Origin of the sequence: Rugamonas rubra (genome assembly GCF_900114705.1) — a bacterium.
Lineage (GTDB): Bacteria > Pseudomonadota > Gammaproteobacteria > Burkholderiales > Burkholderiaceae_D > Rugamonas > Rugamonas rubra.
Window position 1 is genome coordinate 285,333 of sequence record NZ_FOTW01000006.1, and the last position, 23,543, is coordinate 308,875.

The following is a 23,543-nucleotide window of genomic DNA, read 5'->3' on the forward strand; positions in this document are numbered from 1 at the left end:
CGGCCGCGCCGACCACCTATTGGACAAAAGATGACAACCGACGCAATCAATCCCCTGCTGGACTTTTCCGGCCTGCCGCGCTTCGACGCGATCAAGGCCGAGCACGTCACCCCGGCCATCGACACGCTGCTGGAACAAAGCCGCGCCGTCGTCGCCACGCTGGAAGCACCGAGCGAGCAAGTGACCTGGGACAATTTCGTCACCCCGCTGGAAGACGCCACCGAGCTGCTGGGCCGCGCCTGGGGCATCGTCAGCCACCTGAACAATGTGGTCGACACGCCGGAGCTGCGCGCCACCTACAACGACAACCAACCGAAGGTGACCGAGTTCTGGACCGCGCTGGCGCAGAACGAGGCGCTGTTCGCCAAATACAAGGCGCTGCAGGCCGACGCCGGCTTCGCCGCGCTGGCGCCGGCACGCCGCCGCATCATCGACAACGCCGTGCGCGACTTCCGCATGGGCGGCGCCGAGCTGCCGGAAGATAAAAAAGAACGCTTCGCCGACATCCAGGAGGAGCACGCGTCCGTCTCGACCCGCTTCTCCGAGAACGTGCTCGACGCCACCAACGACTACAAGCTGCTGGTGGCCGACGAGGCCGACCTGGCCGGTCTGCCGGACGACGTCAAGCAGGCGGCCCGCGCCGCCGCCGAAAAGGAAGGCAAGGCCGGCTGGGAGTTCTCGCTGCACTTCCCGTCCTACTACCCGATCCTGCAATTCGCCGACAAACGCGCGCTGCGCGAAACGGTGTACCGCGCCAACGCCACCAAGGCCTCCGAGCAGGGCGAGGTGTTCAGCGAGCGAGACAAGTGGGACAACACGCAAAACATCGTCACCCTGCTCAAGCTGCGCGACGAGGAGGCCAAGCTGCTCGGCTACAAGAACTTCGCCGAGGTGTCGCTGGTGCCGAAGATGGCGCAGAGCCCCGAACACGTCATCCAGTTCCTCGAAGACCTGGCCCAGCGCGCCCGCCCCTACGCCGAGCAGGACTTCGCCGAGCTGCAACAGTTCGCCAAGGACGAGCTGGGCCTCGACCAGCTGAAGGCCTGGGACATCCCCTACGCCTCGGAAAAGCTGCAGGAGCGCCGCTACGCCTTCTCCGCCCAGGAAGTGAAGCAATACTTCCCCGAGCACAAGGTCATCGACGGCCTGTTCCGCCTGGTGCAAAACCTGTTCTCCGTCAGCATCCTGCCGGACACGGCCAGCGTCTGGCATAAAGACGTGCGCTTCTACCGCATCGAGCGCGACGGCCGCCTGGTCGGCCAGTTCTACCTCGACCTGTACGCGCGCGCCGGCAAGAGCGGCGGCGCCTGGATGGACGACGCCCGTGGCCGCCGCCTGGACACCAACGGCGCGCTGCAAACGCCGGTCGCCTACCTGACCTGCAACTTCACCGAGCCTGCCGTGCAGGACGGCGTGGCGCAACCGTCGCTGTTCACCCACGACGAAGTGATCACCCTGTTCCACGAGTTCGGCCACGGCCTGCACCACATGCTGACCTTGGTGGACGAGATCGGCGTGTCCGGCATCTCCGGCGTCGAATGGGACGCCGTCGAGCTGCCGTCGCAGTTCATGGAAAACTTCTGCTGGGAATGGGAAGTGCTGCAACACATGACCGCCCACGTGGCGACGGGCGAGGCCTTGCCGCGCGCGCTGTACGACAAGATGCTGGCCGCCAAGAACTTCCAGTCCGGCCTGCAAACACTGCGCCAGGTCGAGTTCTCGCTGCTCGACATGCACCTGCACTACGACTACGAGCCGACCGGCGAGAAGTCGGTGCAGCAGCTCATCGACGAGGTGCGCGGCCGCTTCGCCGTCATCGTGCCGCCCGCCTTCAACCGCTTCCAGAACTCCTTCGGCCACATCTTCGCCGGCGGCTACGCGGCCGGATACTACAGCTACAAGTGGGCCGAGGTGCTGTCGGCCGATGCCTACGCCGCATTTGAAGAGGCGGCGGCCTTGGATGGCGGCGCGCTGTCGACCGAAACGGGTAAGCGCTTCCAGCAGGAGATTCTGGCCGTCGGCGGATCGCGTCCGGCGCTCGAATCGTTCACCGCCTTCCGTGGCCGCGAGCCGAGCATCGACGCGCTGCTGCGCCACAGCGGCATGGCGGCCTAAGGGCAAACTAGTAAGGACGCAGCGGAGGCGGAGATGGGATTGAAGCTGGCAGCAATACTGTTGTTGTGTGCCGGCGCCGCCGGCGGCGTCCAGGCCCAGGTCTACAAATGGGTCGACGACAAGGGCGTGACGCATTACAGCGACGCGCCGCCGCTACCAAGCGGCAAGGCGGCCAAGGCCAAGGTGGAGCTGAAGTCATTCTCGGGCGGCGGCTCCGCCGTCGAACTGCCGGCCGAGCTGGCGGCGGCGGTGCGCAACCGTCCCGTCACCCTGTACAGCACGGCCCAGTGCGAGGCCTGCGACCAGGCCCGCGCCATGCTCTTGGCGCGCGGCATCCCCTTCCGCGAGAAAACCGTCAACACGGCGGACGACCAGGCCGCCTTGAAGAAGGCCGGCAGCAACGGCCAGTTGCCGCTGCTGCTGGTCGGCCGTGGCAAGCAGATCGGCTTCGAGCAGTCCAGCTGGGACGTGCTGCTCAGCGACGCCGGCTACCCCGTGCAAAAGATCCTTCCCCCCAACTACCAGAATCCGCCGCCGGTGGCCGCCGCGCCGGCGCCGCAGCCGGACGCCGCCGAACAAACGCGCGCGGCGGCGCGGGACAATGCGCGCGCCGCCGCCGAGGAGGAGGCGCGCCGGCGCAAACAACAACAACCCGAGGCGCCGCCCGGCTTCCAGTTCTAGGATGGGCCGCGAGCGGGTAAAATGCTTGCATCGCTAGCACTCAGCAATTCCCGGAACCGACAGCCCATGACCCGTATCGACTTTCACAGCAACGTCCCCGACAAGATCGCCTATGCCTGCCGGCTGGTGCGCAAAGCCTGGGCGGCCAACACCCGCCTGGTGCTGATGACCGACGATGCGGCGCAACTGGCGCAACTTAACGCGGCGATGTGGACGTTCTCCGCCACCGACTTCCTGCCCCACGTGCTCGCCGACGACCCGCTGGCGGCGCAAACCCCGATCATCCTGACCGATAACGACGCGGCCGCCCTGCCCCACTACGAACTGCTGGTCAACCTGTCGCAACGGGCGCCGGCCAATCTGGCGCAGTTCGCCCGGATGATCGAGGTGATCTCGTCGGACGAGGTCGACGCCGCCGCCGGCCGCAAACGCTATGTGGCCTACAAGCAGCAGGAGTATCCGCTCACCCACTTCGTCGCAGGCAAAACATGAGCTCCTCTTTCGACGCCAGCATCCCCGTCCTGACCGAAGTGTTGGTGGACGAGCCGGCGTCGATGCCGGCCAGCATGTCTTCCGCCGCGCCGGCCAGCGGCGACGCCGCCGAGGCGGCAGGCGACGGCGCCCCGCCCGCCATGCCGGCCGCACAGGCCACGCAGGCCACGCAGGCCAATCATGCGCCACAGCTGTCGCCGGCGGCGCAGAGCAGCGCCAACGCGGCGCCACACGGTCCGGCCGGCCTGGACGAGGCCGCGCTGGCCGCCTTGGAACAACGCCTAGCCGAACGCATCCTGCAGCAACTGCAGGGAAGAATCGACTTCGTGCTGGAACAGCGCATCAAGGACAGCCTGGCCGAGGTGCTCGACCACGCCCTGCGCGACCTGACCGGCGAGATCCGCGCCGGCCTCCAACTGACGCTGGAGAAAGTCGTCGCCCGCGCCGTGTCGCAGGAGCTGGCGCACTTGCAGGTCCATAAGAAGTAAAGCCGGACGGCAAGCCGGCGCCAATGGCATCCTCTGCTGCCGAAAACATACAGCTGCCGGCAATTATGACAAAAAGGCTAAATACCTCGCGTTCGCGCTTTGCTAACCATTTATTTTGTTGTACCTTCTGGCCTTGGACAAACTAATGAACGGCGTTCACGAGACGCTGCTGTTTTCAATTACTTGGAGAATGTTTATGTTGTTTAAGACTAAGTTGATTCCATTCGCCATCGCCCTGGCCTTCGCCGGCAGCGCCAACGCGCAGGAAGTGATCAAGATCGGCCACGTCGCGCCCGTCTCCGGCGCCTCCTCCCACCTGGGCAAAGACAATGAAAACGGCGCCAAGATGGCGGTCGAGGACTTGAACGCCAAAGGCTTCAAGATCAACGGCAAACCGGTCAAGTTCGTACTGGTGCTGGAAGACGACGCGGCCGATCCGAAACAAGGCACGGCGGTGGCACAGAAGCTGGTCGACGCCAAAGTCAACGGCGTGATCGGCCACCTGAACTCGGGCACCACGGTGCCCGCCTCGAAGATCTACTTCGACGCCGGCATCCCGCAAATCTCGCCGGCGGCCACCACGCCGCAGTACACCAAGCAGCGCTTCAACACCGCCTTCCGCGTCGTCGCCAACGACAACAAGCTGGGCGGCACGCTGGGCGCCTACGCGGTGCAGAAGCTGGCCGCCAAGAAGATCGCCGTCATCGACGACCGCACCGCCTATGGCCAGGGTGTCGCCGAGGAGTTCGTCAAGGGCGCGAAAAAATCGCTGCCGGGCGTGCAGATCGTCGGCAAGGAGTTCACCAACGCCAACGCCACCGACTTCAACGCCATCCTGACCACCATCAAAGCCAAGAACCCCGACCTGATCTTCTTCGGCGGCATGGACTCGGTGGCCGGCCCGATGCTGCGCCAGATGAAGGCGCTGGGCATCAAGGCCAAGTTCATGGGCGGCGACGGCGCCTGCACCGAGATGCTGCCCAAGCTGGCCAGCGACTCGATCGGCGACGACCTGGTCACCTGCGCCGAAGCCGGCGGCGTGACGCCGGACCAGCAGAAGAACCTGGACGATTTCCAGGCCCGTTACCAGAAGAAGTACAACTCGCCGGTGCTGCTGTACGCGCCGTACGTGTATGACGCGGTGATGACCATGGCCGCCGCCATGGCCGAGGCTAAGTCGGCCGAGCCGGCCAAGTACCTGCCCTTCCTGGCCAAGATCAAGTACCAGGGCGTGACCGGCCCGATCGCCTTCGACGCCAACGGCGACATCAAGGACGGTTCGCTGACCCTGTTCACCTACAAGGGCGGTAAAAAGACCAAGATGGAAGTGGTCAAGTAAAGAAAAGGAAGTCGGCCGCGATGGCCTGACGACAAAGGCGCGCCGTGCGAACGGCGCGCCTTTTTTCATGCCATTGTCCAGTCCGGCTTGTGAAAGGGGCCGCGCCGGTTCGTCAAAACGGTTCCTTCTAGCCGACGACATCGCGAGAAAGCAGATCTATCAACAATCCGCTGTCGTTCCCGGCCAGTTGCCGAGACACACGGTCGAATGTGTGGCGTTGTCGGTCGAAGAACTCCTTCGGAGTCCGAAGCGTGGAGTGTCGATGCAAAGACTGGAGAAAGCTGTCGAGCAATATCTTAAGATAGGACTCGAGGTTTGCGCACAACAGCGTCGCCTGCGCGACGCGGCCGGCGCTGTGAACGACATCACAGCGAGCGCGATAGATTCGTTGAATTTGCCAGCGCACCGAGCGCTCATGGTGCTTCAGCGTTTCAGCCAAATCCCTCGGGGTCGCGATCTTGAGGAAGAATTTATTCATCTGTAGGACGGCATAGGGATGCCCGACGACGGCGGCCAGGATGCGGGTCTGGAACACTCCATCCAAACAGAGGGCGTAGAGTTCATGGAGCGAAATGGCGGCAGTGTCCAGCTGCGCCCCCGTGTCCGGGCGAACAAGCGGGACGCGCAACGCATGCAGAGCCGCACGTATCGCCTCCAAATGCTTCGAGAGGTAGGCCAAGGTTACGGTGGGATAGAGCGCATTTTCCACCGCATCGCCAATGCCGCCGCCGCCGCCCGCCTTGACGAGAAATTCCAACGCAGTCCACCAATTGACGAGCTTATTCTCCAGGTTGCCGGCCTCGGCACCCATGCGATAAAGCCGAAACGCCGAATAGATCCGGTCCTTCGAATCGTCCTGCAACGTACCGCTGGACACCAAGTCGCCGAGTCGCCGCATGAACTGATGAAGCGCACTCTGCGAGATTTCCCTAGTCTGATTGGGAACCATGCGCGCGACGTCCAGTACCTTATGGCCGTCAGCCTTCTTCACAATGAATTTTTCCGAAAGCGTGAAGTTGTTGCGCTCGAAGTCGTAGCGCACAACGTCCAGTACCTGCTCGATGTGCTGCGCCGCGCGCATACCGGCGATACGACCATCCCTGGCCTGCACTGTCATTGTGGCAAATACGCGCGAGCCGCTCGGTGTCGCCATGCGATTGACCAACTTGGATGAATTTGGCGTGATCTCAGGCGGCGCCGTGGAGAAACCAATATCGCCCACCTGGGCAGGGAACGCGCCGACGTCGGTCACCTGGTTGATGACAAACGTCACGGTATACGGCTTGGGTGCCCGCTGCAGTCGGGTAAACATCCAGTCCGCGGCGCGCGCGAAGCTGTACGGCTGACCGGTCGTAGTGTGAACAATATCGCTTGCGAACGTGCTTCGATACAGCGTGAACAAGGACTCCAGGCTCCATCCCTCGTCAACGAGGCAACTCAGCAACTGTCCCGTGATCGCGGCGATGGTCGCGAGGTCAGGGTCAGTGGCGCCGGCCGGACCGACCTCCATGAGTGTCCGGGTCAGCCATGCAATGCACACGGGTACAAAATGCTTACTGAGGGCGACCTCGAGCTCCCTGCCGAACGCCTCGATCAGCGGGAAGGAACTCGCTGCGCTATCCTTTTTATCCTTGCCAATGAAGTCCTTCACCAAGAGACATAATTCATTCCCCGCAGGCTGAAAAATATCGTTCTGCAGCAGCGGGGCCGCTTCCAGTACGGACAGCAATTCGCCCCAAATACGTCGCCGGTCGCTGTCGTTCACAGGAGAGCCCGACTCCAGACTTCGTAACAGTTCACGGACGGAATTGACCGGGTTCATTGCCCGAACGCGAAACGCGTCCAAAGAAAATTCGTGCACCTGGTTAAACCAAACTTCCGCAAACAGCAACTGACGGGGCGCAAGGTTGAGCACTGCATCTATCTTGGGATCAAATCGCATGAGGGCGGTTGTCTGGCATAGCAAAGAAGTGTATTATACGACCTTGCTTTCTGAATAAGTCATGATCGATCAAAGGGGTTTGGGCTTATCTGGTCTGGGTTTGTCCCGCAATATTCTCCTCCCCATCTATAAGAAACGGCCCGCATCTGCGGGCCGTTTTTGTTTTTTGGCGATGCAAGTTTCCCCATAAAATGGCCACTGCGAACGAAGTGAGGCACAACTGCGGAAGCGTGAGGGGCCGTGCCGGGGCAAAAAGGCTGGACGAAAAAAAACGCGCCGAAGTGGGCGCGTTCGCTTTTGGGCCGAGCAGAATTACTTCTGCGCCAGCACCCATTTGACCAGGGTCTTGGCTTCCGCCTCGCTCACCTGTGGATTGGCTGGCATTGGGATCGCGCCCCAGGCGCCGGAGCCGCCCTTCAAGACCTTGGCCACCAGCTTGGCTTCGGCGTCTTTTTGACCGGCGTATTTGGCCGCCACGTCTTTGTAGGCAGGGCCCACCAGTTTGCTACCGACTGCGTGGCAAGCCATGCAATTCTTGGCTTTCGCCAAATCGGCATTGGCCATCGCAGCCTGCGAAGCGAATGCGGACACTGCCAACATACCAACCATCATCAAAGTGCGTTTCATTGTGTTCTCCATAGTAAACCTCTCGCAATTCTACCCCGTTTTGCCGCGCAGCACGAAGACCGAATACATACAAAACGCGCTTCGTCCGCCCGTGGTTGACGGGCGTATCACAATTTAGCCGGCGGATAGTTGTAATTGTTTGTAAGATGGAGGCTCACTTGGGAGTCCGCCATGCCGCTCATCCTGCTCATCCTGGCCCTGTGCGGCCTGCGCTATTTCGAAGTCTGGCGTTTCGCCGCCGTCTCGTGGTGGTGGATCGTCGGTTTGATGGTGTTCGCCTTCGTTTGGTTCGAGTTCCTTGAACCGATGTTGGGCCTGGACAAGCGCAAGGCCCACAACGTCGACGAGAAGCGGCGCCAGCAGCGCGTCAAGGACAGCTTCGACAAGCGCAAGTAGGCGGCGCTGGGGAGCATCTCGGCGTGCCAGCGGCTACCAGAGCACTCAAAGGCGGAGAGCCAGGGTCAGACCCTAGGGTCTGACCCTAATTTTACGCCGCTGGGGTTTGCTGGCGCACCGCAGGGCTAGCGCTTCAGCTGCGACAGGTCGCGCACGGCGCCGCGGTCGGCCGAGGTGGTCAGCGCGGCGTAGGCTTGCAGCGCCTGCGAGACGACGCGGTCGCGCTTGGTCGGCAGCCAGGCGCCGGCGCCCTTGGCCTCCATGGCGGCGCGGCGCGCGGCCAGCGCGGCGGCGTCGATGCGCAGGTTGATGCTGCGCTCGGGAATGTCGATGTCGATCATGTCGCCCTCCTCCACCAGGCCGATGGCGCCGCCCTCGGCCGCCTCCGGCGAGGCGTGCCCGATCACCAGGCCGGACGAGCCGCCGGAGAAGCGGCCGTCGGTGAACAGGGCGCAGGCCTTGCCCAGGCCCTTGGACTTGATGTACGAGGTCGGGTACAGCATCTCCTGCATGCCGGGGCCGCCCTTCGGTCCCTCGTAGCGGATGATGACGACGTCGCCCTCGTGCACGCTGTCGCCGAGGATGGCCTCGACGGCCGCGTCCTGGCTCTCGAACACGCGGGCCTTGCCGCTGAACTTCAAAATGCTTTCATCGACGCCGGCGGTCTTGACGATGCAACCCTTCTCGGCCAGGTTGCCGTACAACACGGCCAGGCCGCCGTCCTGCGAGTAGGCGTGCGCCTTGTCGCGGATGCAGCCGTTGCTGCGGTCGGTGTCGACGGCGGCGTAGCGCTCGGACTGCGAGAACGCCACCTGGGTCGGCACGCCGCCCGGCGCGGCGCGGAACAACTGGTGCACCGCCGGGTCGTCGCTGACCTTGACGTCGTTGCGGGCGATGGCCTCGGCCATGGTCGGCGCGTGGATGGTCGGCAGCGTGGTGTCGAGCAGGCCGGCGCGGGCCAGCTCGCCGAGGATGGCCGAAATACCGCCGGCGCGGTGGACGTCCTCGATGTGGTATTTGTCGGTCATCGGCGCGACCTTGCACAGGCAGGGCACCTTGCGCGAGATGCGGTCGATGTCGGCCATGTTGAAGTCGACGCCGGCCTCGTGGGCGGCGGCCAGCAGGTGCAGCACGGTGTTGGTCGAGCCGCCCATGGAGACGTCGAGCGCCATGGCGTTCTCGAAGGCGGCCTTGCTGGCGATGGCGCGCGGCAGCACCGAGGCGTCGTCCTGCTCGTAATAGCGCTTGGCCAGCTCGACCACCAGGCGGCCGGCGCGCAGGAACAGCTCCTTGCGGTCGGAGTGGGTGGCGACGATGGTGCCGTTGCCCGGCAGGGCCAGGCCGAGCGCCTCGGTCAGGCAGTTCATCGAGTTGGCGGTGAACATGCCGGAGCAGGAGCCGCAGGTGGGGCAGGCCGAGCGTTCGATCTCGGCCACGTCGGCGTCGCTGACCGAGCTGTCGCCGGCCTTGATCATGGCGTCGACCAGGTCGAGCTTGATGATCTTCTGCGCGCCGTCGACCACCTTGATGACCTTGCCGGCCTCCATCGGGCCGCCGGAGATGAACACCACCGGAATGTTCAGGCGCATGGCGGCCATCAGCATGCCGGGGGTGATCTTGTCGCAGTTGGAGATGCAGACCATGGCGTCGGCGCAGTGGGCGTTGACCATATATTCGACCGAGTCGGCGATCAGGTCGCGCGAGGGCAGCGAGTACAGCATGCCGCCGTGCCCCATGGCGATGCCGTCGTCGACGGCGATGGTGTTGAATTCCTTGGCGACGCCGCCGGCCGCCTCGATCTCGCGGGCGACCAGCTGGCCCAGGTCCTTCAGGTGGACGTGGCCGGGCACGAACTGGGTGAAGGAGTTGACCACGGCGATGATCGGCTTGTCGAAATCGCCGTCCTTCATGCCGGTGGCGCGCCACAGGGCGCGGGCGCCGGCCATGTTGCGGCCGTGGGTGGTGGTGCGGGAACGGTATTGCGGCATGATGAAGTCTCCAGGAGGGGCGCGCCCGGCGCGGCTGGCGCGGGGGCGCGGTATTGGGGTGTTGGGGCGCAGCGTAATGACCACCAGATTGCCTTGCGCGGGGGCGGGTGTCAAATATATCATTCGCCTGTCTGTGAGTCGCAAAAGATATCGAACTCGCCAATTTAAATAGAAACGCATATCGATGAATCTGGAACTGCGCCAACTGCGCTACTTCGTCAGCGTCGCCGAGGAGCTGCACTTCGGCAAGGCCGCGCTGCGCCTGCACATGACCCAGCCGCCGCTGTCGCAGACCATCCTGGCGCTCGAGGAGCTGCTGGGCGCCGCCCTGTTCGAGCGCAACCGGCGCGGCGTGGCGCTGACGGCGGCCGGCGCCGCCCTGCTGCCCGAGGCGCGCCGCCTGCTGGCGCAGGCGCAGGCGCTGCCGCAGTTGGTGCAACGGGCCGCCGCCGGCGAGGTCGGCCGGCTGACGCTGGCCTTCGTCTCCTCGGCCGACTACAGCGTGCTGCCGCCCTTCCTGCGCGCCTACCGCGCGGCCTATCCGCAGGTGCAGATCACGCTGCTGGAGGCCACCTCCGACCTGCAGCTGGACGACCTGCTGCACCAGCGCATCGACGCCGGCCTGCTGATCCCGCCGCTGCCCGACCGCGCCAGGGTCGAGCTGGACTACCTGCCGGTGCTCAAGGAGCCGCTGGTGCTGGCCGCACCGAGCGGGCTGGCGGCCTTGAAGAAGCCGGGGCCGGTGGCGCTGGCCGGCCTGCCGCCGCTGCCGCTGATCATCTTCCCACGCGCCATCTCGCCGGCCCTGCACGACGCCATCTTGTCGGTGTTCCGCGGCGCCGGCGTCACGCCGCCCATCGGCCAGGAGGCGATCCAGATGCAGACCATCGTCAGCCTGGTGTCGGCCGGCATGGGCATCGCCCTTGTGCCACAATCGGTGTCGAAGCTGATGCGCCCCGGAGTAGAATACCGCTCGCTGTCCGATCCCACGCCACAAGTGGAGACCGGGCTGGCCTGGCGCCGCGACAACGACTCGCCGGTGCTGCAGGGCTTTTTGGAATTACTACGAAAGAACACACAATGCTGATACACCCGATGCCCAACCCGATCGCCCTCTCGCTGGGGCCGGTGCAGATCCACTGGTACGGCCTGATGTACGTGCTGGCCTTCGCCCTGTTCATCGCCCTGGGCCGGGTGCGCATCCGCCAGCCGCACATCGCCGCGCTGGCCTGGAAGAACGTCGACCTGGACGACATGCTGTTCTACGGCATGCTCGGCGTGGTGCTCGGCGGCCGCCTGGGCGAGGTGCTGTTCTACCGCCCCGGCTACTTCTTCGCCCACCCGCTGGAGATCTTGCAGGTGTGGCACGGCGGCATGTCCTTCCACGGCGGCTTCATCGGCGTGATGCTGGCGATGGCCTTCTGGGCGCGCAAGTCCGGCCGCAACCTGCTCGACGTGTACGACTTCATCGCCCCGCTGGTGCCGCTGGGCTACGCCTGCGGCCGCCTGGGCAACTTCATCAACGCCGAGCTGCCCGGCCGCGTGGCCGACGCCAGCCTGCCGTGGGCGATGATCTGGCCCAACGTCGACGCGCTGCCGCGCCACCCGTCGCCGATCTACCAGCTGCTGGTGGACGGCCTGCTGGTGTTCGTGCTGCTGTGGCTGTACGCGCGCAAGGAGCGGCCACGGCTGGCCGTCGGCGCCATGTACACTCTGCTGTACGGCTGCGCGCGCTTCTTCACCGAGTACTTCCGCACGCCGGACTGGGAAGTCGAGTTCGCCGGCTTCAACATCTCCTCTGGCCAGGTGCTGTCGCTGCCGATGATCGTCGGCGCACTAGTGCTGCTGGCCTGGGCCTACCGCGACAAGGGCACGCGCACGGCGCGGGCCTTGGCGTGAGCGCCGGCGTGAGCGTGCGCGAAACGCCACGCTTGCCGCCGACGCGGCAGGAGACGGAGGGCGACTCGCCCGAGGCGGTCGCCGCCAGAAGGCTGGCGCGCGAGCAACGGGACGCGCTGGTGCGCGGCGTCAGCTCGATCGACGACATGCGCGAGGCGATCAAGCGCGCCGCGCGCGGGCTGCCGACCATTGCCGCCGTGCCGCGTTTGGGTTCGCTCGACGCCAAGGCCTTCCGCGCCCGCGCCGCCCAGGGCCTGCCGTTCCTGACGAGCGGGCTGGTCAACCGTTGGCCGCTGACCGCCCTGACGCCGCAAACGCTGCGCGAGCACTATAGCCACCTGCCCGTGCGGGCGCGGGTGGGCGACTACATCAACACGGCGTTCGCGACCGACCGGGCGATGCAGGACATGTCGATGCTCGAGTATCTCGAGCTGGTCGCCAGCGGCGCGCACGAGCTGCCGCCCTACCTGGGCAATCTGGAACTGCGCGAACTGAATCGCCTATGCCACTGGCCCACCTACTTCGACAAAATGGGTCCGCCGCGCTTTTGGCTCGGCCCGGCGGGAACGGTGACGCCGTTGCACTGCGACTACGACGACAACATCTTCGCGCAGATCTGGGGGACCAAACGGATCTTCCTGTCGCCGCCGCACCACGACGAGTTCCTTTACCCGCGCGAGGCGAACGCCATCCTGTTCGGTTCGCCGTTCGACCCCGAGGCGCCGGACTTCGATAAGTTCCCCCTGGCCCGCCAAGCGTTGATGATCGAGGTCATCGTCAACCCCGGCGACCTGCTGTATGTGCCCGCCGGCTGGTATCACCAGGTGCGCGCGCTGACGTTTTCGCTGTCCTCCAACCGCTGGGCCAGGGCGCTGCCGTTCGCGTTGACCGGCGACACCTCCCTGCAACGCCCTGCCGACTAGCAACAGCCACCGGCGACAAAGCACCTTTTGCTACGCGCCCACAATTATCTGATCGGACGCGATCCGATGTAAAATTGTTGCACCAGCGAGCACCTACCAAGGAGCAAATTCATGCAAGTGGAAATGACGCAGCGGGCGACTATTGCGCTCCAAAAGGCGGAAGGTGAATTGAAGCAAGGGCTGGCAGAAGTACTTCGTGCCTTTGAGTCCGGCAAGGCCCTGCCCGTCGAACAGGTCAGATCTTCCAACTCGCGCCCCGGCGTTCTTGTCGCGAGAATCAAGGATTTCCGCTTGTTCTACCAGCCGGGCGAAGGAGTGATTCAGGTACTCGACATCGTGCCGCGCTCGGAAGCTTAGCAATGATCGAAATGATCGGCTTGAAGCTAGACTTACGTCAGGCTCATGCCGACTTGGCGGCGCTGGACAAACTACTAACGGACAACGAGCAGTTAGAGGAAACCGGGCCAGGAGGCTTGCAGGAATTCTTCACATCGCATCCGCACCTCTTGCTGCTCATGTCGCGCGCATTTTGCCCAGGACTACTGCCAGCAGCCTACCTTCCCGAATGTTCTGTTGTACAAGAATTCCGCGCCGACTATGCGGTGGCAAATGAGGATCGCACAAAATTTCTTTTCGTTGAGTTTGAGCATGCGAAGAAGGACAGCATTTTTGCCACCAAGGCTAAAACGAAAGCGAACCAGAGCTATCAATGGGCGAAGACGTTTGAACACGGCTTTAGTCAAGTGGTTGACTGGTACTTCCGCCTCGATGATTACCAGAGAACGAGCAAAATTGACGAGCATTTCGGTGCGCCGAAGATTGATTACGTCGGAATCCTTGTGCTTGGACGTGACCAGTTTTTGAAGAAAACAGGTCTAAGCCAGCGATTCGAATGGCGCAGGAAGTACACCGTAATCAACAGTCAACATCTGCATTGTTTTACCTTCGACGAACTCGCTCGAGAGCTCAGGGGGCACTACGACACGCTAATTGATCTAGCGGAAACAGTCTAGCGCCACACGATCCGGTGACCGCAGGCGGCTAGTTGTAGCGACCTGTGGCTGATCTAGGCCGACTAGCAACAAATGCAAATACAACTGGCGCGGCCTGAAGGTGCAACAAACCTCCGTTCGCCAAACGGCGGCCGACCCTTGCCTGCGCTACCATGTGATTGCGTTGTGACACATAGGGGTAAGTCCATGAGCGAAGCAAGCTTTACCTTCCGAGTCGATGAGAGCCTGAAAGAGCAATTCATGACAGCCGCCAAGGGCCGCGACCGTACCGGCGCCCAGCTGCTGCGCGCCTTCATGCGTGACTTTGTTCGGCAGCAGCAGGAAGCGGTAGAACAAGACGCAGGGTTTCGTCGCCAAGTGCAGATCGGCCTGGACTCGGCCAATGCCGGCAAGCAGATCCCGGCCGCTGAGGTTGAAGCCAAGTTCGCCGCCAAGCGCGCCGCCACACATCGTCGGCTGGAAGCCGCAGAATGATTGAGTTGTTTTGGACGCCAGGGGCGATTCAAGACTGCTGCTGAATGCAGGTTCATTTGCAAATGCTGGTTTGAGAGGCGTGTCAGTTGCAGTTGGTCCTGGCCGAGAATTTCGTCAAATGCAGGTCGGAGCGGTTTCAAACGCAGCTCGCTACAGCTAGTGGAAAGCCTTCCACAACATATACGCGGCCAGGCAGTACAGCACCACGGCGAACACCTTCTTCAGCGTCGCCACCGGCAAGCGGTGCGCGGTGCGCGCGCCGAGCGGGGCGAACAGCACGCTGGCGGTGGCGATCACCGCCAGCGCCGGCAGGTAGATGAAACCCAGCGAGTACGGCGGCAAATCGGCCACTCCCCAACCATAGAAAATGTTCGACAAGGTGCCGGCCAGCGCGATCGGGAAGCCGAGCGCGGCGCTGGTGGCGACGGCGTTGTGGATCTTCACATTGCACCAGCCCATGAAGGGGATGGAGATGAAGCCGCCGCCCGCCCCCACCAGCCCGGCCAGCAGGCCGATCAGGCCGCCGGCGGCGAACATGCCGACAGTGCCGGGCAGCTCGCGCCCGCCGCTGGGCTTTTTCCCCAGCAGCATCTGTGTCGCCGAGAAGGAGATGAACAGGCCGAAGAACAGCGCCAGCACGGTCGACGACATCTGCTTGCCTATCCACGGCCCGATCCACGAGCCGAGCAGGATGCCCGGCGACAGCAGCGCGACGATGCGCCAGCGCACCGCGCCGTGCAGGTGGTGGGCGCGCACCGAGGACATCGAGGTGAACAAGATCGTGCCGAGCGAGGTGGCGATGGCCATGTGGACGATCACCTCGGGCGCGAAGCCGCGCGCGCTGAAGATCATGGTGATGAAGGGCACCAGGATCATGCCGCCGCCTATGCCCAGCAATCCGGCCGAGAAGCCGCCGAAGGCGCCCATCAACAACAACACCAGCACCAGTCCCCAGTCCATCAGCGGCCCCCTGGCGCGCGGGCCGGCGCGACGCCACGCGGGCCCGGCGGATGAACATGGGCCGGCGTGGCGGCGGCGAAGAACGGCGAAGGCGAGGACATGGCGATGGCGGACCGTGGAGGTTGTCGAGCGGACGCCGCGCTCGTGGCACGCGGCAATATTGCTCGATGGTACACCATGGCCGCGCCCCGTCGCATATTGGCAACAGGGCAATATATTGCGGAAACGAAAGTCACTAGCGCTTTCTTTGTGGAATTTTTTGCGATATTGTTGACGCCACGCATTGCGCGCGCCTTCACTCCTTAAACAATTCGCGCCTTCGCCGGCGCCGCCCTATCATGAAGAATTTGAATATCGGTACCCGCCTCGCCGCCGGCTTCGCCCTGCTGCTGGCCTTGATGATGCTGATGACGGTGATCGGCATCCACAACCTGCAAACCGTCGCCGAGGGCACGCAGAACATGATGCATCAGCCGCTGGCCAAGGAGCGCATGGTGGCCGACTGGTATACGCTGATCCACACCAGCGTGCGCCGCACCGGCGCCATGGCGAAGAGCAGCGACGCCTCGCTGGTGGCCTTCTTCACCGAGGACGTGGCCAACTCCGCGCGCGACGTCAACGCGCTGCAGCAGAAGGTCGAGGCGCTGCTCGAGACGGCGCAGGAGAAGGAAAAATTTGAAGAAATGAAGGTGGCGCGCAAGAACTACCTGGCGATCCGCGACAACGTCGGCAAGCTGAAGGCCGAGGGCCAGTCGGAGCAGGCCAACGCGCTGCTGGACCAGCAGTTCGTGCCGGCCGGCAAGCAGTACCTGGGCAGCCTGCAGACCCTGCTCAACATGCAGCGCGCCAGCATCGACGCGACGGCGGCCGAGATCAACTCGGTCTACAAGCACAGCCGCAACTTCATGCTCGGCTTCGGCACGCTGGTGCTACTGTGCGGCGTGGCCTGCGCCTGGTGGCTGACGCGCGGCATCATCGTGCCGCTGCACCACGCCGTCGACATCGCCGTCGCCGTCGCCAACAAGGACCTGCGCAGCGAGATCACGGTCGACTCGGCCGACGAGACGGGCCGCCTGCTGCAGGCGCTCAAGACGATGAACGACAGCCTGTTGCACATCGTTATCGACGTGCGCAACGGCACCGGCAACATCGCCAGCGGCAGCAGCGAGATCGCCGCCGGCAATATGGACTTGTCGGCGCGCACCGAGCACCAGGCCAGCAGCCTGGAGCAGACCGCCTCGTCGATGGAGGAGCTGACCTCGACGGTGCGGCAAAACGCCGACAACGCGCGCCAGGCCAACACGCTGGCGCAGACCGCCTCCTCGGTGGCGCAGGGCGGCGGCGCCGCCGTGGCCGAGGTGGTCGCCACCATGGCGGCGATCCACGAGTCGGCGCGCAAGATCGGTGACATCATCAGCGTGATCGACGGCATCGCCTTCCAGACCAACATTTTGGCGCTGAACGCGGCGGTCGAGGCGGCGCGGGCCGGCGAGCAGGGCCGTGGCTTCGCCGTGGTCGCCAGCGAGGTGCGCAACCTGGCCCAGCGCAGCGCCGCCGCCGCGCGCGAGATCAAGGAACTGATCAACGACTCGACCAGCAAGGTCGACGCCGGCAGCGCCCAGGTGACCAAGGCCGGCGCGACCATGCGCGAGGTGGTCGACAGCATCCAGCGCGTCACCGACATCATGGGCGAGATCACCACCGCCAGCGCCGAGCAGAGCGTCGGCATCGAGCAGGTCAACGAGGCCATCACGCAGATGGACGAGGTGACCCAGCAAAACGCCTCGCTGGTCGAGCAGGCGGCGGCGGCGGCGGCCTCGCTGCAGGAGCAGGCGGCCGCGCTGGCCGAGGTGGTCAGCGTGTTCAAGCTCAACGAGGGCGGCGTGGCGGCACTGCCGCGTTGAGCGCCGTCCGGGCGCGGAGTCGAGCGCCCATGCCGATCAAGGTCGGGGGCTGCGCAACAGGCAAAGCGCCAGGGTCAGACCCTAGGGTCTGACCCTTCTAGGGACGCGGCGCCGGCCCCAAGCAGCTTGACGATGGCGTTCCACTGGCCGGCGCTGACCGGCGTGATCGACAGGCGGCTGCCCTTTTGCAGCAGCAGCATGTCCTCCAGCGCGGGAATGGTGCGCATCTCGGCCAGCGGCAGCAGCCGGGTCTTCCTTAGCGCGCGCACGTCGACCGCGCTCCAGCGCGGCTGCTCCGGCGTGGCCTTGGGGTCGTGGTATTTGCCGCCGGCGGCGAACTGGGTGGCGTCGGGATAGGCGGCGCTGGCCACCTCGGCCAGGCCGGCCACGCCGGGCTGGGCGCAGCTGGAGTGGTAGAACAGCACGCCGTCGCCGGGCCGCATGGCGTCGCGCATGAAGTTGCGCGCCTGGTAATTGCGCACGCCGAACCACGAGACGGTGTGGCCGGGCGCGGCCAGCACGTCGTCGATGCTGACCTCGTCCGGCTCGGATTTCATCAACCAGTATTGCATCGCGCTCTCTCCAGACGGACAAACCTAGACACTAGGGACGTAAAAAAGCGGCTGCGCACTCGATGTTCGCAACCGCTCTTTTGGAATAGTACCCCGCCTGTGCCGCTATGCCGGCATCCCGAACCAAACGGTTCAAGGTGGTCACAGTTAGTTCAACTTCGGGTTCGTCGGACTAGCGACGCTCACTCCCATCAAACAAAATCCCGCAACCGGTGCACATAAATGGTTCAAGGAATATATGACAATCGCGAACACTGCAGGGTGCCACGAAGTTTACTCTCTTGTCCCGGCGAGGGGAAGAGCTTTGACGAATTAAAACAAGGCTTCCTGCGGCGTCAGCGCGCCGTCCAACACCTTGTGCATGGCGCTGATCTTCTGCTGCACCTCGAGGATCGACAGGTCCGACAACGGTCCCTGCGGCGATTTCACCGAGAGGAATTCGGCCGCCATGCCCAGCGCCGCCATGACGGCGATGCGGTCGTTGCCCTTGACCTTGCCGGCGTCGCGGATCGAGCACATCTTCTTGTCGAGGAAGGCGGCCGCCTCGCGCAGCGCCCTCTCCTCGTCGGCCTTGCAGACCAGGCGGTAGGGTTGGCCCATGATGGCCACGTCGAGCTGGATCATTGCGCGTCCTCGGTGTCGGCCGACGCCATGGATTCGGCCACCAGCGCGGGGATCTGCTCGAGCAGCGCCTCGACGCGGCCGGCGGCCTCGCTCAAGCGGGCCTGGTAGCCGAGGTTCTCCACCACCAGGGCGGAGTTGGCTTGGCGCAATTGGGCGTTCTCCCGGCGCAAGGCCTGGGTCATCGCGGCCAACTGGTCGATTTTGTCGGATAGTTCTTGGAATTCGGAAATCATCCCGTCACTATAGGGCGGCTTGCGAAGGCGAGTCAACAGCTACACGTGCGGGACGCGCATATTTCCACGCTTGGCGGGGCATCCACGTGCGCCGACGGCGCGCGAGGGCGCCGCCGGCAGGGAAATTGCCTTTTTAATCAGCAAATCGGCCGCGCGGCGGTGGCCGCGCGGCCTTCCCGCTGGCCGGATCAGACCGTCGCCGTGCCGACGCCGACCAACTGCACGGCGTCGTCGCCGCCGGTGATGGACGCCGTCAACAGGTCGGCGAAGCTGTGCAGGCGGTCCGCCGTCCAGGTGGCGGCCATGGCATAGCTGTCGGCGCCGTGCTCGGCATGGGCGATCAAGTCGGCCATACTGAGCGCGGCGACCTGCTTGCCGGCGGCGTCGACCACGTCCACTTCGCTGAAGCCGGTCTTGGCGTAGTCGACCACGGTGAACTGGGCGTAGGACTTGCCGCCATCGACATAGTTGATGACCAGGTCGCTGCCGTCGATGTTGGCCTTGACGTGGTCGGCGCCCATCGCCACCGAACTGAACAGCTTGTTGCCGGTGAACTTGAGCACGTCGCCGCTGCCGGACGTGTCGTAGACCTTGTCCTTGCCGTCGCCCATCGACATCACGTAGCTGTCCTTGCCGGCGCCGCCGTACAGCGCGTCGTTGCCCATGCCGCTGTAGAAGGTGTCGTCGCCGTCGCCGCCGAACAGGCGGTTGTTGCCGGCATACTTGTAGCCCAGCGAGTAGGCCATCAGGCCGGCGATGAAGAAATCGGCGCCCTGGAACTCGCTCAGGTGCAGGTTGATGCCCAGGTACTTGCCGAGCCAGTCGACGCCGTTGCCGCTGGCGTTGGAGGCGGTCTTCAGCGCGTCGCCGGTCCACGCCACGGCGTCGGCCAGCGCCGTGCCGACGTCGGCGTCGGCGACGTAGTTGACGCCGCTGCTGATGCCGTTGACGGCCGTGTTCAGGCCGCTCTTGCCGCCGTCCAGCGCGGCCTTCAGCGGGCTGGCCACGTCGATGCCAGAGGCCGACAGGCCGGTCACGCCGGCCACGCCGGCCAGCGCGTCGTTGGCCACCGTGTTGAGACCGTCGGCCAGCTTGGCGCCGCTGGCCGTCGCCTTGGCCAGCTCGGCCTTGATACCGTCGGCCACGCCGCTCCAACCCTTGCCGATCTCGTCGGTCAAGGTGGTGTTGAGGTACTTGGTGATGGCGTCGAAGCCGGCGCCGGCGTCCTTCCAGGCCGCGTTCAGGGTGTTGGCCTTGCCCACCAGCAGGTGGTCGATGACGCCCCAGCCCATGCCCATCATGGTGTCGTTGCCCTTGCCGCCGCCGACGTAGCTGCCGGCGTTGGTGGCGAAGATGGTGTCGTTGCCGTCGCCGCCGACGATCACGTTGCCCACCAGGTTCAGGCTGCCCAGGTTGCCCTTGGACAGGGCGCCGTACTGCGAGCGGATGAAGTTGGCGTTCATCGCCGCGCCGACCCAGTCGCCGGCCGACTCGTAGTCGTTCTCGACGATGGCCTCGGCGGCGTTGAAGACGGTGATCTCGGCCAGGCCGATGATGACGTCGTCGCCGGCGCCGCCCAGGGCGACGTTGTTCTGGCCCGACGAGACGATCAGGTCGTTGCCCTTGCCGCCCATGCCGATGGTGGTGGTGCCGGCCAGGATCATGGTGTCGTTGCCGTCGCCGGCGTGGACGAAGTTGATGCCGGTGTCGATGCTGACCTTGGCCTGGCTGGTGGTTTGCGCCTTGTCCGCGCCCTCGACGGCCTCGGTGGTGGTGCTGCTGTAGCTCAGCTTGCTGCCCGAGTTGAGCACCACCAGGAAGTCGTCGCCGCTGTCCGACAGCACCACGTTGTGGTCGCCGTAGACCACCGCCGTGTCGTTGCCGGCGCCGGTCCAGGCCAGGTTGAACTGGGTGCTGCCCTTGGTGGTGCTGGTGGTGGTCTGGCCGCTGCCCTCGACCTCGTTGGTCTTGGTGCTGGTGTTGCCGCCGCCGTAGCTGACCATCACCAGCACGTCCTTGCCGCTGCCGCCGATGACGGCGTTGTCCTTGCCGACCACGGTTTCGACGTTGTTGCCGTCGCCGGCCACGATCAGGTTGCCGTTGACGTTGACGGATTTGGCCGCCGTGCCGAAGGCCAGCGCGGTGAGCACGTCGTCGCCGCTGCCGCCCTCGATGATGTTGGCCTTGCCCAGCGCGGTGACGACGTTCCTGCCCTCGCCGGCCAGCACCACGTTGTTCGTTCCGATCACGGTGACGACGTCGTCGCCGGCGCCGGTGGCGATGCCGCTCTTGCTGCCCAGCGCGGTGACGACGTCCTTGCCGGCGCCGGTGACGACCAGGTTGTTGACGCCGAGCGCGGTGGCGGTGGTGTCGGCGCTGCCGCCGACCAGCACGTTGTTCTTGCCGAAGGCGGTCATGACGTCGCGGCCCGACTGGCCGGAAGCCAGGCCGGACAGGCCGGCCTTGCCGACCAGGTCGGTGGCGGCGCCGCCGGCGGCGACGGCGTCGAGCAGGCCGACGGCGGTGGCGGCGATCTCGGCGTAGTTGCCGCCGGCCAGCAGGTTGTTGGCGCCGACCGCCGTCAGGGTGTCCGCGCCGGCGTCGCCCCACAGCAGGTTGCGCGCGCCGAAGGCGGTCACCGTGTCGTTGCCGCTGCCGCTACACACCACGTTGTTGGCGCCGATGGCGGTGACGACGTCGTTGCCGCTGCCGGTGTAGACCACGTTGCTCGAGCCGATGGCGCTGACCACGTCGTTGCCGTCGCCGTGGGCCAGGTTGGCGCCGATGAAGGTGGACACCGCCTTGGTGACGCTGCCGCCGACGGCGCCGGACAGCTTGGCGCTGACGTCGGCCAGGCCGTCGCCAAGGCCGGTGACGACGACGTTGACCGAGCCGGCCGCCGTCACCACGTTGTTGCCCGCCGTGTTGACGACGATGTTGTTGCCGCCCAGCGCGGTGGTGACGTTGTCGCCGCCGTTGGCCAGCACGATGTTGTTGCCGCCGGCTGCGGTGACGACGTCCTTGCCGCCGCCGGTGTAGACGACGTTGTTGCCGCCGACGGCGACGACGACGTCGTTGCCGCTGCCGCTGTTGATGCCGGCGGCCAACTTGGCAGTGGCGTTGCCGATGGCCTTGGCCGCGTCCTTGCTCGGCATGACGTCGGCCAGCACCTTGCCCAGGCCGCCGCTGGCCGCCTTGACCATGCCGCCCAGCTCGGTTAACACGATGTTGGTGCCGCCGATGGCGACGGCGGTGTTGCCGCCGACGGTGGCGGCGACCAGGTTGCCGCCGCCCAGGCCGAGCAGCTTGTTGCCGCCGCCGTTGGCCAGCAGCACGTTGCTGACGCCGACGGCCGCCTCCAGGTTGCCGCCCTGGTTGCTGACCAGCGCGTTGGCGTCGCCCAGCGCCACCACCTTATTATTGGCGCCGCCCGTGTAGGCGATGTTGAGCAGGCCGCCCAGCACGATGCTGCTGTTGCCGCCCTCCTCGACGACCACGTTGGCGCCGCCGCCGGCCACCAGGTTGTCGTTGCCGTCGGCCGCGCTGATGCCGTTGGCGCCGCCCAGCGCGACGACGGTGTCGCTGCCGATGCCGGCGGTGACGACGTTGGCGCCGCCGATGGCCAGCACGTTGTCGTTGCCGCCGCCGACGTTGATGACGTTGGCGCCGCCGTTGGCGTTGACCTTGTCGGCGCCGGCGCCGCTGTTGAACACGTTGGCGGCGCCGTTCAGGCTCGCCGTGTTGTTGCCGGCGCCGGCGTCGACGACGTTGGCGCCGCCGTTGGCGGTGATGTTGTCGTTGCCGCCGCCGCTGTTGACCACGTTGGCCGCGCCGCCGACGGTGACGCTGTTGGCGCCCTCGCCCGCGTTGACCTTGTTGGCGCCGCCGTTGGCGCTGATGTTGTCGTTGCCGTTGCCGCTGTTGACGATGTTGGCCGCGCCGCCAACGTTGACGCTGTTGGCGCCGTCGCCGGCGTTGACCTTGTTAGCGCCGCCGCTGGCGCTGATGCTGTCGTTGCCGTTGCCGGTATTGATGAGGTTGGCCGCGCCGCCGGCGTTGATGGTGTTGCCGCCGTCGCCGGCGTTGATGGTGTTGGCGCCGCCGTTGGCGCTGATGTTGTCGCTGCCGTTGCCGGTAGCGACGAGGTTGTTGCCGCCGTTGGCGGTAACGGTGTTGTTGCCGTTGTCCAGGTCGATGTCGTTCCAGCCGCCGTTGGCCGTCACGCGGTCGTCGCCGTTGCCGGCGTCGATTTCGTTGTAGGCGCTGTTGACCGACAGGACGTTGTTGCCCTCGCCCAGGTCGACGTCGGCCGCCGCGCCGGCCAGCACCGTCACGTTGTCGTTGCCGTTGCCGCCGAAGATCTTGTTGTAGGCGCCCACCTCGACGCGGATGGTGTCGTCGCCGTTGCCGCCGTCGATGCGGTTGTAGCCGCCGACCTTGACGGTGATGTTGTCGTTGCCGTCGTCGCCGTACAGGTTGTTGTAGGCGCCGGCGGTGACTGTGATGTTGTCGTTGCCGCCCTCGCCGTGGATGATGTTGGCGCCCAGCGAGCTGGCCGTGTAGCTGTTGTCGCCGTTGCCCAGGCTCTTCTTGGTGTAGCCCAGCTCGCTGATCTTCTTGGCCGCCGCGTTGATGTCGTTGCCGACCGACTCGAAGGCGTCGCCGATGCCGTTCAGGTCGCCGCCCAGGTCCTTCACCGTGTCGCCGACCTTGTCGACCACCTTGACGATGGGCTTGACCACGTTCTTCTTGATCCAGCTGCCTATGCTCATGTGTATTCTCTCTATGTATGGTTTGACACACTTGCATTAAATCAACACAGAATGACAGCCGGACCAACAAAACGATTACAGCGTTGTAATCAAGCGGCCGG

The 23,543-nt window shown here is 65.0% G+C and carries 21 protein-coding genes and 1 other RNA gene; 13 read left to right on the forward strand and 9 right to left on the reverse strand.

Annotated elements, in window-relative coordinates; translation table 11 throughout:
- Window positions 1-30: 30 nt before the first annotated feature.
- The 5 genes from BM252_RS05760 to BM252_RS05780 all read left to right on the forward strand — a co-directional run bounded on the left by BM252_RS05760 (window position 31) and on the right by BM252_RS05780 (window position 5,115).
- Window positions 31-2,115: a M3 family metallopeptidase gene (locus tag BM252_RS05760; RefSeq protein WP_093384860.1), complete on the forward strand. Its 2,085-nt coding sequence runs from the start codon at window positions 31-33 to the stop codon at window positions 2,113-2,115.
- 33 nt (window positions 2,116-2,148) lie between these two features.
- Entirely contained in the window at window positions 2,149-2,796 is a 648-nt protein-coding gene (locus tag BM252_RS05765; protein ID WP_245774103.1) for a glutaredoxin family protein, read from the forward strand.
- 66 nt (window positions 2,797-2,862) lie between these two features.
- Entirely contained in the window at window positions 2,863-3,288 is a 426-nt protein-coding gene (locus BM252_RS05770) for a DNA polymerase III subunit chi (RefSeq protein ID WP_093384865.1), read from the forward strand.
- Window positions 3,285-3,776, forward strand: a complete 492-nt coding sequence (locus BM252_RS05775; RefSeq protein ID WP_093384869.1) for a hypothetical protein — start codon at window positions 3,285-3,287, stop codon at window positions 3,774-3,776. Before BM252_RS05770 ends, BM252_RS05775 begins: the two co-directional genes overlap by 4 nt.
- A 196-nt stretch (window positions 3,777-3,972) precedes the next feature.
- Window positions 3,973-5,115 carry a branched-chain amino acid ABC transporter substrate-binding protein gene (locus BM252_RS05780; RefSeq protein WP_093384872.1) on the forward strand — a complete coding sequence of 381 codons (1,143 nt, stop codon included), beginning with the start codon at window positions 3,973-3,975 and terminating at the stop codon, window positions 5,113-5,115.
- 127 nt (window positions 5,116-5,242) lie between these two features.
- Here BM252_RS05780 and BM252_RS05785 read toward each other — a convergent pair whose 3' ends face one another.
- Window positions 5,243-7,057, reverse strand: a complete 1,815-nt coding sequence (locus BM252_RS05785) for a hypothetical protein (protein ID WP_139236312.1) — start codon at window positions 7,055-7,057, stop codon at window positions 5,243-5,245.
- Window positions 7,058-7,369: 312 nt separating this feature from the next.
- Window positions 7,370-7,684: a c-type cytochrome gene (locus tag BM252_RS05790; RefSeq protein WP_093384878.1), complete on the reverse strand. Its 315-nt coding sequence runs from the start codon at window positions 7,682-7,684 to the stop codon at window positions 7,370-7,372.
- A 171-nt stretch (window positions 7,685-7,855) separates the two neighbouring features.
- On the opposite strand from BM252_RS05790, the gene BM252_RS05795 reads away from it, so the two are divergent.
- On the forward strand, window positions 7,856-8,080 hold the full coding sequence (locus BM252_RS05795; protein WP_093384881.1) for a TIGR04438 family Trp-rich protein: 225 nt from the start codon (window positions 7,856-7,858) through the stop codon (window positions 8,078-8,080).
- A 125-nt stretch (window positions 8,081-8,205) separates the two neighbouring features.
- Here BM252_RS05795 and ilvD read toward each other — a convergent pair whose 3' ends face one another.
- Complete coding sequence (ilvD, locus tag BM252_RS05800) at window positions 8,206-10,068, reverse strand: dihydroxy-acid dehydratase (RefSeq protein ID WP_093384884.1); 1,863 nt, start codon at window positions 10,066-10,068, stop codon at window positions 8,206-8,208.
- A gap of 184 nt (window positions 10,069-10,252) precedes the next feature.
- Between ilvD and BM252_RS05805 the strand changes: the two genes are divergently transcribed.
- The 6 genes from BM252_RS05805 (at window position 10,253) to BM252_RS05830 (ending at window position 14,377) form a co-directional block, all read left to right on the forward strand.
- Complete coding sequence (locus BM252_RS05805) at window positions 10,253-11,155, forward strand: LysR family transcriptional regulator (protein WP_093384886.1); 903 nt, start codon at window positions 10,253-10,255, stop codon at window positions 11,153-11,155.
- The gene (lgt, locus tag BM252_RS05810; protein WP_093384889.1) at window positions 11,149-11,967 is read left to right on the forward strand and encodes a prolipoprotein diacylglyceryl transferase; all 819 of its coding nucleotides are present in this window, start codon (window positions 11,149-11,151) and stop codon (window positions 11,965-11,967) included. The genes BM252_RS05805 and lgt overlap by 7 nt, the downstream gene beginning before the upstream one ends.
- 8 nt (window positions 11,968-11,975) lie before the next feature.
- Window positions 11,976-12,890, forward strand: a complete 915-nt coding sequence (locus BM252_RS05815) for a cupin-like domain-containing protein (RefSeq protein ID WP_245774104.1) — start codon at window positions 11,976-11,978, stop codon at window positions 12,888-12,890.
- A 111-nt stretch (window positions 12,891-13,001) separates the two neighbouring features.
- Window positions 13,002-13,247 (forward strand): type II toxin-antitoxin system RelE/ParE family toxin, encoded by a 246-nt coding sequence (locus BM252_RS05820; protein WP_093384896.1) that lies wholly within the window; start codon window positions 13,002-13,004, stop codon window positions 13,245-13,247.
- Between the two features lie 2 nt (window positions 13,248-13,249).
- Window positions 13,250-13,903, forward strand: a complete 654-nt coding sequence (locus BM252_RS05825) for a Shedu anti-phage system protein SduA domain-containing protein (protein WP_093384899.1) — start codon at window positions 13,250-13,252, stop codon at window positions 13,901-13,903.
- 186 nt (window positions 13,904-14,089) lie between these two features.
- Window positions 14,090-14,377 (forward strand): CopG family ribbon-helix-helix protein, encoded by a 288-nt coding sequence (locus BM252_RS05830; RefSeq protein WP_093384902.1) that lies wholly within the window; start codon window positions 14,090-14,092, stop codon window positions 14,375-14,377.
- 156 nt (window positions 14,378-14,533) lie between these two features.
- On the opposite strand, the gene BM252_RS05835 is transcribed toward BM252_RS05830, so the two are convergent.
- Window positions 14,534-15,337: a sulfite exporter TauE/SafE family protein gene (locus BM252_RS05835; RefSeq protein WP_093384905.1), complete on the reverse strand. Its 804-nt coding sequence runs from the start codon at window positions 15,335-15,337 to the stop codon at window positions 14,534-14,536.
- Between the two features lie 338 nt (window positions 15,338-15,675).
- Between BM252_RS05835 and BM252_RS05840 the strand changes: the two genes are divergently transcribed.
- Complete coding sequence (locus tag BM252_RS05840; protein WP_093384909.1) at window positions 15,676-17,241, forward strand: methyl-accepting chemotaxis protein; 1,566 nt, start codon at window positions 15,676-15,678, stop codon at window positions 17,239-17,241.
- A gap of 74 nt (window positions 17,242-17,315) precedes the next feature.
- Here the strand turns inward: BM252_RS05840 and BM252_RS05845 are convergent, their stop codons facing one another.
- The 5 genes from BM252_RS05845 to BM252_RS31970 form a co-directional block, all read right to left on the reverse strand.
- Window positions 17,316-17,813, reverse strand: coding sequence for an EVE domain-containing protein (locus tag BM252_RS05845; protein ID WP_093384912.1), 498 nt, complete (start codon window positions 17,811-17,813; stop codon window positions 17,316-17,318).
- Window positions 17,814-17,899: 86 nt separating this feature from the next.
- Window positions 17,900-18,079, reverse strand: a non-coding RNA gene (gene ssrS / locus BM252_RS05850) — 6S RNA.
- A 46-nt stretch (window positions 18,080-18,125) separates the two neighbouring features.
- Window positions 18,126-18,437 carry a cell division protein ZapA gene (locus BM252_RS05855; protein ID WP_093384914.1) on the reverse strand — a complete coding sequence of 104 codons (312 nt, stop codon included), beginning with the start codon at window positions 18,435-18,437 and terminating at the stop codon, window positions 18,126-18,128.
- Window positions 18,434-18,670 carry a hypothetical protein gene (locus BM252_RS05860; RefSeq protein WP_093384917.1) on the reverse strand — a complete coding sequence of 79 codons (237 nt, stop codon included), beginning with the start codon at window positions 18,668-18,670 and terminating at the stop codon, window positions 18,434-18,436. The genes BM252_RS05855 and BM252_RS05860 overlap by 4 nt, the downstream gene beginning before the upstream one ends.
- Window positions 18,671-18,858: 188 nt before the next feature.
- Complete coding sequence (locus tag BM252_RS31970) at window positions 18,859-23,442, reverse strand: beta strand repeat-containing protein (protein ID WP_174900429.1); 4,584 nt, start codon at window positions 23,440-23,442, stop codon at window positions 18,859-18,861.
- Window positions 23,443-23,543: the final 101 nt, after the last annotated feature.